The sequence below is a fragment of the Janthinobacterium sp. BHSEK genome, from assembly GCF_056174685.1.
The window spans coordinates 51,725-65,513 of the sequence record NZ_JBWBYV010000034.1 but is presented as its reverse complement, the minus strand read 5'-3'; the positions used below and the strand labels follow the sequence as shown (position 1 = coordinate 65,513).

The 13,789-nt window shown below is 63.5% G+C and carries 8 protein-coding genes and 2 riboswitches; of the genes, 3 read left to right on the top strand and 5 right to left on the bottom strand.

Translation table 11 applies throughout. From position 1 onward, the window contains the following. Nucleotides 1-6: 6 nt before the first annotated feature. The 5 genes from ligA to AC0V2Y_RS13860 form a co-directional block, all read right to left on the bottom strand. Nucleotides 7-2,358, bottom strand: coding sequence for an NAD-dependent DNA ligase LigA (ligA, locus tag AC0V2Y_RS13880; RefSeq protein ID WP_475414247.1), 2,352 nt, complete (start codon nt 2,356-2,358; stop codon nt 7-9). A gap of 14 nt (nt 2,359-2,372) precedes the next feature. After that, nucleotides 2,373-3,539: a cell division protein ZipA C-terminal FtsZ-binding domain-containing protein gene (locus tag AC0V2Y_RS13875; protein WP_475414248.1), complete on the bottom strand. Its 1,167-nt coding sequence runs from the start codon at nt 3,537-3,539 to the stop codon at nt 2,373-2,375. Beyond that, complete coding sequence (smc, locus tag AC0V2Y_RS13870; protein ID WP_475414249.1) at nt 3,536-7,063, bottom strand: chromosome segregation protein SMC; 3,528 nt, start codon at nt 7,061-7,063, stop codon at nt 3,536-3,538. The genes AC0V2Y_RS13875 and smc overlap by 4 nt, the downstream gene beginning before the upstream one ends. Before the next feature lie 185 nt (nt 7,064-7,248). Beyond that, nucleotides 7,249-7,884, bottom strand: a complete 636-nt coding sequence (locus AC0V2Y_RS13865) for a phosphatase PAP2 family protein (RefSeq protein ID WP_475414250.1) — start codon at nt 7,882-7,884, stop codon at nt 7,249-7,251. 162 nt (nt 7,885-8,046) lie between these two features. Then, on the bottom strand, nt 8,047-8,619 hold the full coding sequence (locus AC0V2Y_RS13860) for an ATP-dependent Clp protease proteolytic subunit (protein WP_475414251.1): 573 nt from the start codon (nt 8,617-8,619) through the stop codon (nt 8,047-8,049). A gap of 169 nt (nt 8,620-8,788) precedes the next feature. After that, a riboswitch (glycine riboswitch) is annotated at nt 8,789-8,875 on the top strand. A 28-nt stretch (nt 8,876-8,903) separates the two neighbouring features. Next, nucleotides 8,904-9,009: riboswitch (glycine riboswitch) on the top strand. 75 nt (nt 9,010-9,084) lie between these two features. Between AC0V2Y_RS13860 and gcvT the strand changes: the two genes are divergently transcribed. From gcvT to gcvP, 3 genes are all read left to right on the top strand, one after another. After that, nucleotides 9,085-10,206 (top strand): glycine cleavage system aminomethyltransferase GcvT, encoded by a 1,122-nt coding sequence (gene gcvT, locus AC0V2Y_RS13855; RefSeq protein ID WP_475414252.1) that lies wholly within the window; start codon nt 9,085-9,087, stop codon nt 10,204-10,206. Nucleotides 10,207-10,275: 69 nt separating this feature from the next. Further along, entirely contained in the window at nt 10,276-10,656 is a 381-nt protein-coding gene (gene gcvH, locus AC0V2Y_RS13850) for a glycine cleavage system protein GcvH (protein ID WP_475414253.1), read from the top strand. A 118-nt stretch (nt 10,657-10,774) separates the two neighbouring features. Beyond that, nucleotides 10,775-13,675, top strand: a complete 2,901-nt coding sequence (gene gcvP / locus AC0V2Y_RS13845) for an aminomethyl-transferring glycine dehydrogenase (protein ID WP_475414254.1) — start codon at nt 10,775-10,777, stop codon at nt 13,673-13,675. Nucleotides 13,676-13,789: the final 114 nt, after the last annotated feature.

Genomic DNA, 13,789 nt, shown 5'->3' with positions numbered 1-13,789 from the left:
GAATAATTAGTCTTGCGCCAACAGGTTCAGCAAGCCAGCCTCGTCGAGTATGGCCACACCCAGTTCCTGTGCCTTGGCCAGCTTGCTGCCGGCGTCCGAGCCGGCCACGACGTAACTGGTCTTCTTCGACACTGAGCCGCTGACCTTGCCACCGGCCGCCTCGATCAGCTCTGCTGCCTCGTCGCGGCTCATGTTGGGCAAGGTGCCCGTCAAAACGAAGGTCTTGCCGTCCAGCTTGCCGCCAGCGGCTGGCATTTCAGGCAATTGTGACAGTAATTCATTTCGCAGGGCGTCCAGTTGACCAAGCAGCTTGACATTACCCTCATCGGCCAGCCATTGCGCCAGCGCTTCGGCCACGGCGGCGGGCAAGCCCGCGTGGAAGCTGGCGCCCTGCGCCGCCAGACTGGCCAGGGTCACGCCCCGCTCGACCAATTGCCTGCTGCGCGGCTCCGTCAGCTTCGGGATGCCGATGGCGGCCAGCAAGGTGGTTTGTTCGAGCTGCGTGCGCAGCTTGGCGCTGGGCGCGTGTTCGCCCTGCGGCGTGACGCCCGCGTCCAGCAAAGCCTGCAACGCCTGCTGATTCTTTTCTTCGGCAAAGAAATCGGCAATCGATTCAGCCACGGTGCCGCCGATGTCGGGCAGCACGCGCAGCAAGGCGGCCGGCGCCTGCCGCACATAGGCCAGACTGCCCAGCCACTCGGCCAGGGTCTTCGCCGTCGATTCGCCCACGTGGCGGATGCCCAGGGCGAACAGGAAACGTTCGAGCGGCGGGCGCTTGCTGGCCTCGATGCCGGCCAGCAGGTTTTCCGCCCACTTGGTGGGAATCTTGCCTTGTTGCACTGTTTCCGGCGTGGAACCATCGCGTTCGTCGGCGCGCAGCTTCATTTCCAGCAGTTTTTCCAGCGTCAGGCTGTACAGGTCAGCCAGGCCATGCACGTATTCGAGTTCGACCAGGGTATCGATATAACGTTCCCCCAGCCCCTCGATATCCATCATGCGGCGGCCCGCGAAGTGACGGAACGCCTCCTTGCGCTGCGCCGAGCAGAACAGGCCGCCCGAGCAGCGGGCAATCGCCTCGCCCTCTTCGCGTACCACGTGCGAGCCGCAGACGGGACACGCTTCCAGCATCTTGAACGGCAGCGGCGCCGGTTCCGGACGCTTCTCCAGCACCACGGACAGCACTTCGGGAATCACGTCGCCGGCGCGCCGCACGACGACGGTATCGCCCACGCGCACATCCTTGCGCAGCACCTCGTCTTCATTGTGCAAGGTGGCGTTGGTCACCGTCACGCCGCCCACGGAGACGGGCGCCAGGCGCGCCACGGGCGTCATCGCGCCCGTGCGGCCCACCTGGATGTCGATGCCCAGCACCTGCGTCATCGCTTCTTCGGCGGGAAACTTGTGCGCCAGCGCAAAACGCGGCGCGCGCGAGACAAAGCCCAGCTCCTGCTGGTCTTCCGTCGCGTTCACCTTGTAGACGACGCCGTCGATCTCATACGGCAATGCGGGGCGGCGCGCACCGATATCGGCGTAGTAGGCAAGCAATCCCCGCGCGCCCTGCACCACACGGCGCTCCTTCGACACGGGAATGCCCAAGGTCTCGTACCAGTCGAGCAAGGCAGAATGCGAGGCCGGCATGGCCGCGCCATCGAGGGCGCCGATGCCGTAGGCATAGAAACGCAGCTTGCGCTGCGCCGTGATGCGCGAATCGAGCTGGCGCAGGCTGCCGGCCGCCGCATTGCGGGGGTTGGCGAATTCCTTGTGTCCCGCTTCGCGCTGGCGTTCGTTCAGGCGGGCAAAATCGCCCTTGAACATCATCACTTCGCCGCGCACGTCGAGCAAGGCGGGAATCTTGTCGCCATGCAAGCGCAGCGGGATGCCGGAAATGGTGCGGATATTCGCCGTCACGTCTTCGCCCGTGGCGCCATCGCCGCGCGTGGCCGCCTGCACGAACAGGCCGTGCTCATAGCGCAGGTTGATGGCCAGGCCGTCGAATTTCACTTCGGCCGCATACGCGACGTCCTGCGCATCGAGGCCCAGGCCTTCGCGCACGCGGCGGTCGAAATTGACGATGTCGTCATCGGTGAAACCATTGTTCAGCGACAGCATCGGCACCGTGTGCGTGACTTGCTCGAATTGCGGCAAGGGCGCCGCGCCCACGCGCAGGGTGGGCGAATCAGGTTGCAGCAAGTCAGGATGGGCCGCTTCCAGCACCTGCAGTTCGACGAACAGCTTGTCGTACTCGGCGTCTGGGATGGTGGGATTGTCGAGCACGTGGTAGGCGTGCAGGTGCCGATTGAGTTCGGCCGTGAGTGCCAGGACCCGCGCTGCGGCGTCCTGGTTGATCGGATCAGTCATTGTTGCGGGATTCTTCAGCTAAATAAACGCAGGGCGCGGGTGGAACCGGCCGGAATGTCGGCCGCATCCATTTCCTGGTAAAACTCGTGCACCTGGCCAGCGATCTCGGCCAACGCCGCGTCCGACAGGGCCTGGTTGTAATCGTCGACGATGGTCGCATCGAGGCGGCCCACCAGCGCCTTGGCGCAGGCGACCATGGCGCCGAAACCGTCGCGCGCGGGCGCCACGCAGGGCACGTCCAGCAGCAGGGTCAGGCGGGACGTCGTTTCCTCGGCCAGGGTGACATTCGTCGACAGCGAGAACAGATAGCTGCCGTCGCCGTCGGGCATGACGAAACGGCCGTCCGGACGCACGTCGAAGCCCTGCTTTTCCAGCGCGAACAGCAAGGTGGAAATGGCCCATGGCGCGCCATTCGTATGCAGGTTGACGCCCAGCTGGGCGTCGTGGCCGGCCACGAAACGGTGCAGATTGCGCGCTTCGGCCATCACTTCCATCATGTCGGGCACTTCCGGCTCGGCGCCGATCTCGTCGGCGACGCCGCGCAGGCGCGTGACCAGTTCCGAGTATTCGAGTTCATTCAGGGCCGTGCTGCGGCTGGCCAACTGCACGCCGCCCTGCATCTTGGTGTAGACACCGCCATGCGTGATCGGTTCCCAGTCGCCATTCACGTGCAAACCGATGAAGTGGACGGGCTTGTTGCCCACCAGGCGCAGGGTTTGCAGCACGGGCAGGATCTTGTCGCCGCGCACGGGCGCTTCCAGCGACAGGGGCAGCAGGCAATCGATCAGCGGGTCGACCAGGCTGGTCGCCTGCTCGCTGGCGGCGCTGACTTCCTGCTGCAGCGGCGCGGCAGCGGCGGGAGGCGCTTCCACGCCGGCATCGCCGAGCGACGGTTCCGTATGGACGGGCGCGTCCGGCACGGCGCTAGCCGGCGGTGCGCCGAACGATGGTTCCGCCTTGGCGGCGGGCGCGGCATCAAAACGCGGTTCCTGGCGCAGGACGGGTTCCTGGGCCTCCACTGCCGGCGCATCGCCGTCGCGCATCAGCACGTCGTCGTGGTCGGTGGAAAAAGCCCGCTCCACGCTTTTCTTGGCCTTGTATTCCTGCCATTTGTTGTACGAGAAAACGCCGACGATAAAGACGCCGCCGGCGCCGAACAAGGTAATTTGAAGGTCTGTCATGCTGCTTGTGCCTCGGTTGCAAAATTTGCGGCGGACTCCATGTCCACCGCCACGATGCGCGATACGCCCTGCTCCTGCATCGTCACACCGATCAATTGATGGGCCATTTCCATCGCAATCTTGTTATGCGAAATGAAAAGGAATTGGGTCTGGTCGGACATGCGCTTGACCATGCGGCAAAAGCGTTCCGTGTTCGAATCGTCCAGCGGTGCATCGACTTCGTCGAGCAGGCAGAACGGCGCCGGATTCAGGCGGAACATGGAAAACACCAATGCGGTCGCGGTCAGCGCCTTCTCTCCACCGGACAACAGGTGGATGGTGGCATTTTTCTTGCCGGGAGGCTGCGCCATGACTTGTACACCGGAATCGAGAATCTCGTCGCCCGTCATGGTCAGCCTGGCCTGTCCCCCGCCGAACAGGATGGGGAACAGCTCGGAAAAGTGGTGGTTGACCTTGTCGAACGTGTCTTGCAGCAAGTCGCGCGTTTCCTTGTCGATCTTGTGGATCGCGTCTTCCAGCGTGTTGATCGCTTCCGTCAGATCGGCATTCTGGGCGTCGAGGAAATTCTTGCGCTCGGATGCCTGCGCCAGTTCATCGAGCGCGGCCAGGTTGACGGCGCCCAGGGACGTGATGGCGTTGGTCAGGCGCGTCACTTCGCCCTGCAGATACGATGGACGCATGTCCGGATGCAGTTTTTCCGTCAAGGCGGCCTCGTCGGCGCCCGACTCCAGCAATTGCTGGGCGAATTGCTCCTGATTCAGGCGCGCGGCCTGTTCCTTGAGCTGCATTTCCATGATCTTGTCGCGCTGCGGCTGCAGACTGCGTTCCGATTGCGTGCGCGCATCTTCGGACAGGCGCAGCTGCTGCGTAATCTGATCGAGTTCATGGCGCGCGTCGGCCAGCGCCTTCTCCTGCGTCGTGCGGCGCTCGAGCAAGTCCTGCAAGCCGTCGGCGGCCGCGCCGCTTTCCAGGTTGGCCAGTTCCAGTTCGCCCGCCTGCAAGCTGACCGTCACTTGCTGGGCCTGCGTACTGGCCGTGGCGATATTGCGGCGCAATTCCTCGATCTTCGCGCGATGGGCTTTTTCCGCGTATTCCGTATCCTTGGCGGCCCGCTCCAGGTCGCGCAAGGCTTCGCGCGCCTCGGCCAGGCGCTGTTCCTTTTGCAGGAAGTCCGTATGGCCGTCTTCGTGCGCTTCCTGCAAGTTGCCCAGCTCCATGTCCAGCTGTTCGAACTTCTCTTCCGATTCGGCCTTGATCTGCTGCTGCTCCGCTTCCTGCGCGGCGATCTCGGCCAGGTCGGCGCCGATCTGCGTGCTGCGCTGGTTGAAGCGCGCTTCCACTTCCGACAGTTTCACCACGTCCAGTTGCAGGGTATGCACGGAGGAAGTGAGCTGCTGTATGCGCAAGCGCAAGTCGGACAGGTTGCGCGTCAGGGTGGCGACGGCCGCGTCGGCCCGCACGGAACGGGCGCGCGCCTCTTCGGCCAGTAGTTGCTGGGCGCGCAACTGCTTGCCGATATTGTCGATTTCCTGCTGGCGGCCCAACATGCCTTCCTGCTCCGAATCGGCCGCATAGAAGCGCACGCTGGTGGCCGTGACCACGTGGCCCGCGCGCGTGACGAAATAGCCGCCCGGCGGCAATTTCGCCCGTTCGGCCAGCGCCTCGGCCGCGTCTTCCACGGCGTAGGCGTTGTACAGCCAATCCTGCAGCAAGCCGCGCAAGCCGGGATCGTTGAGTTTCAGCAAGTTCAAAAACGGCTTCAGGCCTGGCACGTCCGGCAGCGGCAACGGCGCCACCGTCGATGGCGCATACAGGGCCAGCTTGGCCGGCGGCGCGTCCGCAAAGAAGGCCTTGGCCCAATCGATATTCGACAGTTGCAGGGCCGACGTACGCTCGCGCAAGATCGACTCCATGGCCGCTTCCCAGCCCGCTTCGATCTGCAGCTTTTGCCACAGACGGGGCAAGGTATCGAGTTCGTGCTTTTTCAGCCACGGCTGGACCTTGCCCTGCGTCTGCACCCGTTCCTGCAATTGTTTTAATGCGGAAAGACGCGCTTCCAGCTGGGCGTTGGCCGCCGTCTCGGCATTGACCTGCGCCTGGGCCTCGGCCCGTTCCTGTTCCAGTTTGGGCTGCTGCTCCAGCGCTTCTTCCAGGTAGAAGCCCTGCTCTTCCAGGGTTTGCTGTTTTTCTTCCAGCTGCAGTTTCAGGTTTTCCAGGTGGCTGCTGTCGGGCAAACTCAGGCTGTTCTTTTCCTGCTGCAGGCGCTCGCGGCGGCTCAAGAGGCTGGCCAGGATGTTCGAGGCGTTGCGCTGATGCGCCGATTCCAGTTCCAGCTGCTGCTGGGCCTGCATGATCCGCGCGCGCGATTCCGTGCTCTTGTTCTGGGCGGCGCGCCAGGCGGCATCCAGCTCGGGCAATTGCTCGCCCTTCTGCTCGGCCATCATTTGCGACTGTTCCACCTTCGCGGCCAGTTCCTCGAGATGGAATTCCGCCTCTTCGATCTGTTCCTGGTATTCGCCGCCCTGCTGCGTCCACTGGTCGCGCTGGGCCGTCAAGGTGGCCAGCTGGGCCTGCAGGCGGGCGCGCGATTCGATGACGAACTTGATCTGCGCTTCCAGGCTGCCGATTTCCGCATTCGTCTGGTACAGATGGCCTTGCGCCGTATGCAGGCGGTCGCCCACGGCAAAGTGCGCCTGGCGCATCTGCTCCAGGGTCAGCTCGACATTGCGCAGCTTGGCCGTCTGCTCTTCCAGGTCCGTCTGCGCCTGTTCCACTTCGCGGAAATAGCGCGTCTGCTCGTTTTGCGCCTCGTTCTTGCGCAGCAGCCACAACAGTTTCTGTTTTTCTTCCTGGTCCGCCTGCAAGGCGTGGAAACGCGTAGCCACGGCCGCCTGCGCTTCCAGCTTTTCCAGGTTGGCATTGAGTTCGCGCAAGATGTCTTCCACGCGCAGCAGGTTTTCGCGCGTGTCCTGCAAGCGGTTTTCCGTCTCGCGGCGGCGCTCCTTGTATTTGGAGACACCGGCCGCTTCCTCGAGGAAGACGCGCAATTCTTCGGGGCGCGATTCGATGATGCGCGAAATCATGCCCTGGCCGATGATGGCGTAGGCGCGCGGACCGAGACCCGTGCCGAGGAAGATGTCCTGGATGTCGCGCCGGCGCACGGGCTGGCCATTGATGTAATAGGTGGACGTGCCGTCGCGCGTCAAGGTGCGCTTGACGGCGATCTCGGCGTACTGGCCCCACTGGCCGGACGCCTTGCCGTCGTTATTGTCGAACACCAGTTCCACTGAAGCGCGGCCGGCCGGCTTGCGGTGGGTCGAGCCGTTGAAGATGACGTCCTGCATCGATTCGCCGCGCAATTCCGACGCTTTCGACTCGCCCAGCACCCAGCGCACGGCGTCGATGATGTTCGACTTGCCGCAGCCATTCGGCCCGACCACGCCCACGAGCTGGCCTGGCACCTGAAAATTGGTGGGATCGACGAAAGACTTAAATCCCGACAACTTGATGGAAGAGAGACGCACGTGTTTTAGAGTTCCTGGCCTATGCTGGCGGTTGAATTATCGGCGAACCCGGTTCATATTCAGTTCAGATGCACCATTGCGACGGCAGCCTGGCCGCTCGCCGCAAAAAAAAGTGGTTCATCATACCATTTCCTGATGCTTTTCTGGCCAAAAAACCGTAGCGCCAGGCGCCTGCTGGCAGCGGATCAGGGGGCCGGGCGGCCATCCTGCGCCAGTTTCCAGTCCGCGCGGGAAAAAACGCGCTCATGGCCGGACAGCACCATGGCCAGTTTTTGCAGCCATTGCTCGGTCGGCATGGGTTCGGCCTTGAAGCTCAGCACCACCATCAGCGCCAGGCTGGCCAGGGCCAGCGCATGGCTGACGGCGAAATTGACGGCGCCACGGGCATTCCACATGAAGCCCAGCGCCAACGCCAGGCCCAGCACGCAACCGCTGACGGCTTCCGACACGCTGTGCGCATGCACGGCCACGCGGGAAATGGCCACCAGCACGGCAAAGGCCACGCCGACGAGCACGCCGGCATGGCGCCAGCGCGGTTCGGCCCGCTGCAGCAGCACGTACATAAGGACGGGAAACACGGCGCCGGCGCGCATGGCGTGGCCGCTGAAACCCGTAAAGTCGAGCGTGCTGCTGCCCACGCCCCAGCTCATGAAGGCCAGCTTCGACAGCACCACGAGGGCCAGACCGCCGCCGTACCACAGGCTCCAGCTGAGTACCAGACGCCACTGCCGCGACACGAGCAGCCACAGGGCGATCGCCACGCCAGCCGGCCCCATCACGGACATGTCGGCCGCAAAAGAAATCCCATTCCACCAAGTCATCGTGCCTACGCTTATTTCATGATCAGCGTGCACTATGCCACGACTGACCCTGCTTGCACCCGGGTTTTCATCAACTACGGGCAAGAATTACATTCCATTACAATTTCCACCTCGAAAATTGCCATAAGAAAATATTTTCGCGGATGCCCCACCGGCGGCGCCTCAGATATTCGTCAGGCGCTTGCCCTTGGACGGCGCAAAGTCGCGGATCGATTCGACCATGCCCACTTCCAGCGCCTGGTCGGCCGTCAGGTGCAGGTCGGAATACGCATGCACCTGCCACTGCTCGTCCGTCAGGTTGACGTGGCCGCGCAGGATGCGCTCGGTGCGCATGTCGTCGGCGCGCAAGCCCTCGACGATGATGCTCAGCGCATCGGGGCGCGAACCAGGCGAGGCTGTCGCATGCGATTTGTGCACCATGAAGCGGGCCGTGTCGCTGGCATGGCGGTGCCGTCCCGACAAGAACAGGGTGACGGCGATGGACGCCACGGCGCCCGCGTTGTAGGTAATGATGTCGAGCGGCAACTTGCTGAGGAAGTTGTACAGACAGATGCCATCGCTGACGTAGCCGCCGTTGGACTGGATCAGGATGTGCGCAGTGGTGAGCTTGTCTTCCGTCATGTCGGCGGCGGCATTGAAGACGCGCCGCACCATGTCGCTGTTGACGTCGCCGGAGAGGGTAAAGTAACCGTGCTGCTCGGTGTTGTTTTGCGTCTCGCTTTGTGTAGTGTTCATGGCAGGCACCCGCAAGAAAGCCAGGATTTCATCATAGCGCATTCCCGCGCGGCCGGGCGCCCTTTTGCACCGGGCCAGCACCCCTCCCAGCCCCGCAAACTGGGACTTTTGCTGCAATTTGGCAACGTCTTTTCAGATTGACAGAAACACCCTGCTGGCATATATTCCTCCCACTTGATCGGGAGAGGGCAATCCAGCGTTGCCGCCGAAGGGGCACTACCCAAAAACTCTCAGGCAAAAGGACCGATCAGGCGGACTGAAGCTGTTGCTTTGGCGACACGTTTTAGCTCAACTCTGGAGAGCGGCCGCGGCACATGCCGGCGGCCCACCGAAGGGGCGCACGGGGCAAGCCCCCGTAATCTCTCAGGTACAAAGGACAGGGGGGTCAGTGATCACGCTGGAAAGCCGTGTTTGGCTATTCTATGTTTTGTTAACTTCCCCCTTTACCTTCGTCCCGAGGAATCCATGACGCTCAAAGCGACCCCACTCAACAACGCCCACCGTGCCCTCGGCGCCCGCATGGTCGATTTCGGCGGCTGGGACATGCCTGTCAACTACGGCTCGCAAATCGAAGAGCACAACGCCGTGCGCGGCGACGCCGGCATGTTCGACGTGTCCCATATGTGCGTGGTCGATATCGAAGGCCCGAACGTGCGCGTCTTCCTGCGCGGCTTGCTGGCCAATAACGTCGACAAGCTGCAAGTGTCGGGCAAGGCGCTGTACTCGTGCATGTTGAATGCCGAAGGCACCGTCATCGATGACCTGATCGTCTACTTCTTCAACGAAAACTGGTTCCGCCTCGTCGTCAACGCGGGCACGGCTGAAAAAGACGTGGCCTGGATGCAACAGCAAAATACAGCCACCAACAGCGGCCTGACGATTACCGAACGCCGCAATGCCAACAACCCGATGGCCCTGGTGGCCGTGCAAGGCCCGAACGCGCGCGCCAAGGTGTGGCAAGTGCTGCCGGAAACGCAAGCCGCTTCCGAGGCCATCAAGCCGTTCAACGTCGTCATCGTCAAGGACACGGCCTTCGGCGAAGTCATGCTGGCGCGCACCGGCTACACGGGCGAAGACGGCTTTGAAATCGGCGTGGCCGCCACCCAGGTGGAAGCGCTGTGGAACGCCCTGGCTGCCGCCGGCGTCAAGCCGGCCGGCCTCGGTGCGCGCGACACCCTGCGCCTGGAAGCAGGCATGAACCTGTACGGCCAGGACATGGATGAAACCGTCAATCCGCTCGACGCAGGCCTGGCGTGGACCATCGACCTGGTCAGCGAACGCGATTTCATCGGCAAGGCCGCCCTGCTGGCCAAGGGCCAGAACGCGCAATTCGTGGGTCTGATCCTGCGCGAAAAAGGCGGCGTGCTGCGCGCCCATCAAAAAGTCATCATCGCCGGCAGCGACGCCACGGGCGAAATCACCAGCGGCACCTTCAGCCCGACGATGCAGGAAGCCATTGCTCTCGCGCGCGTGCCGAACGGCGTGAACGTGGGCGACACCGTGCACGTGGAAATCCGCGGCAAGCAGCTGGCCGCTTCCGTCGTCAAGCTGCCTTTCGTGCGTAACGGTAAAATCCTGGCTGCGTAAGCGATGAGAGCCGCCCGCAAGACCGTACAACCATAATCAATAACGAACACTTACCATCTGGAGCCACACATGAACATTCCTGCAGACCTGAAGTACACCGCTTCCCACGAATGGGTACGCCTTGAAGCCGACGGCACGATCACCGTCGGCATCACCGAGTACGCGCAGGACGCCCTGGGCGACATCGTCTTCGTCGAACTGCCAACCGTGGGCAACAGCTACGGCGCCGGCGACGACGCCGCCGTGGTGGAATCGGTCAAGGCAGCGAGCGACATCTACGCGCCGATCGCCGGCGAAGTCGTGGCCGTCAACGACGACGTGGTCAACTCGCCTGAGTCGATCAATGCCGACGCCTACGCCAACTGGCTGTTCAAGATCAAGCCAGCCGACGTGTCGGCCCTGGACGGCTTGCTCGACGCTGCCGCCTATGGCGCCACCACCGGCGCGTAATCGCGTTTGACTCACGGGCCGCGTTTGCGGCCCGTTTGCATTTAATTTTGTAGCGATACCCCGCCGCCGCGCCCGCGCGCCGCCTCCCGGTTTTTCAGTCTTTTTTGGCCTCTATATCATGACCCGCACCAGCCTGACCCAACTCGAAGCACGCGATGCCTTCATCGCCCGCCACATCGGCCCTTCCGCCACCGAACAGCAAGCCATGCTGGCGACCCTCGGCTATCCATCGCGCGCCGCGCTGATCGACGCCCTGGTACCGGCCAACATCCGCAACAAGGGCGCCCTGCCCCTGGGCGCGTACTCGCAGCCGATGCCGGAACAGGAAGCCCTGTCGCGCCTGAAAGCCATCGCCGGCAAGAACCAGGTACTGAAATCCCTGATCGGCCAGGGTTACTACAACACGTTCACCCCTGGCGTCGTGTTGCGCAACATCTTTGAAAACCCGGCCTGGTACACGGCGTACACGCCTTACCAGCCAGAGATTTCGCAAGGCCGCCTGGAAGCGATTTTGAACTTCCAGCAAGTGATCACGGATTTGACCGGCATGGGCATCTCGAACGCCTCGATGCTGGACGAAGGCACGGCCGCCGCCGAGGCGATGACCCTGATCCAGCGCGTGGGCAAGTCGAAGTCAAACGTGCTGTACGTCGCCAATGACGTGCTGCCGCAAACGCTGGAAGTGGTGCAGACGCGCGCCCAGCCGATCGGCATCGAAGTGCGTACCTTCGACCCGGCGGAAATCGAGTCGCTGGACGCCTGCTTCGGCGTGCTGCTGCAATACCCTGGCGTGAACGGTGTCGTGCGCGACTACCGCGCCGGCGTGGAAAAACTGCACGCGAATGGCGCCATGGTCATCGTCGCGGCCGACCTGCTGGCCCTGACCATGCTCACGCCTCCTGGCGAATGGGGCGCCGACGTCGTCGTCGGCAACAGCCAGCGCTTCGGCGTGCCGCTCGGTTTCGGCGGCCCGCACGCAGGCTATCTGTCCACGCGCGATGAATTCAAGCGCAATATGTCGGGCCGCCTGGTGGGCGTGACCGTCGATGCGCAAGGCAACAAGGCCTACCGCCTGGCCCTGCAAACGCGCGAACAGCACATCCGCCGCGAAAAAGCGACGTCGAATATCTGCACGGCGCAAGTGCTGCTGGCCGTGATGGCCTCGATGTACGCCGTCTACCACGGCCCTGCCGGCCTGCTGCAGATCGCCCAGCGCGTGCACCGCTTTACGGGCGTGCTGGCGGCGAACCTGAAGACCCTCGGCTATGGCGTCGTCAACGCGAGCTATTTCGACACATTGACGATCAACGTCGCCGATGCGGCGCAGCTGCACGCGACGGCCATGCACCACGGCGTCAACCTGCGCAAGATCGACAACACCCATGTCGGCGTGTCGCTCGACGAAACCACCACGCGCGACGACATCGCGCTGCTGTGGAAGGTGTTCGCGCACGGCCTGGCCAACGCGCCTGCCGCGCCTGACCTGGACGCCGTCGAAGCAACTGTCACCAGCGCGCTGCCGGCGCAGCTGGCGCGCGAGAGCGCCTACCTGACGCACCCCGTCTTCAACAGCTACCACTCGGAACACGAAATGCTGCGCTACCTGCGCAGCCTGGCCGACAAGGACCTCGCGCTGGACCGCACCATGATCCCGCTCGGTTCGTGCACCATGAAGCTGAACGCGACGAGCGAAATGATTCCCGTCACCTGGCCCGAGTTCTCGAACATCCACCCGTTCGCGCCGGACGCGCAAACGGTCGGCTACCGCGAAATGATCGCGCAGCTGGAAGAAATGCTGTGCGCGCTGACGGGCTACGCAGCCGTCTCGCTGCAGCCGAACGCCGGCTCGCAGGGCGAATACGCGGGCCTGCTGGTGATCAAGGCCTACCACGAGTCGCGCGGCGAAGGCCACCGCAACATCTGCCTGATTCCATCGTCGGCGCACGGCACCAACCCCGCATCGGCCAACATGGTCGGCATGCAGGTCGTCGTCACCAGCTGCGACGCCAACGGCAACGTGGACCTGGCCGACCTGAAGGCGAAAGCGGAAAAGCACAGCGCCAACCTGGCCTGCGTGATGGTCACCTATCCATCCACCCACGGCGTGTTTGAAGAAGGCATCCAGGAACTGTGCGAGATCATCCACTCGCACGGCGGCCAGGTCTACATCGACGGCGCCAACATGAATGCGCTGGTCGGCGTGGCCGCTCCCGGCTCGTTCGGCGGCGACGTGTCGCACCTGAACCTGCACAAGACCTTCTGCATCCCGCACGGCGGCGGCGGACCAGGCGTCGGCCCGATCGGCGTGGGCGCCCACCTGGCGAAATTCCTGCCGAACCAGCGTTCCTCGGGCTACCAGCGCGACGTGGCGGGCATCGGCGCCGTCAGCGCCGCGCCATTCGGCTCGGCCAGCATCCTGCCGATTTCGTGGATGTACATCGCGATGATGGGCGCGGAAGGCTTGACGGCCGCCACCGAGACGGCGATCCTGGCGGCGAACTACATCGCGCGTCGCCTGGCGCCGCACTACCCCGTGCTGTACTCGGGCCACGACGGCCTGGTCGCGCACGAGTGCATCCTGGACCTGCGCCCGATCACGGACGCCACCGGCATCAGCAACGAAGACGTGGCCAAGCGTTTGATGGACTTCGGTTTCCATGCGCCGACCATGAGCTTCCCCGTGCCGGGCACCCTGATGATCGAGCCGACGGAAAGCGAATCGAAAGTGGAGATCGACCGCTTCATCGACGCCATGATCGCCATCCGTGCGGAAATCGCCAAGGTCGCCAGCGGCGAATTCGACCACGACGACAACCCGTTGAAGAACGCGCCGCACACGGCACAGGTATTGATGTCGGACAACTGGGAACGCAAGTACAGCCGTGAAATCGCGGCCTACCCCGTCGCCTCCTTGCGCCAGCGCAAATACTGGCCACCGGTCGGCCGCGCCGACAACGTGTACGGCGACCGCAACCTGTTCTGCGGCTGCGCCCCCATCAGTTCGTACGAAGAAGAGTAAACGCCAAGCGCCCGCTTCCGCGGGCGTAGCGACGACAGGAAGGCAGGCCGCGCGGCCTGCCTTTTTTCATCGTAGGTCGGATTAGGCCCGGAGGGCCGTAATCCGAGAACATGG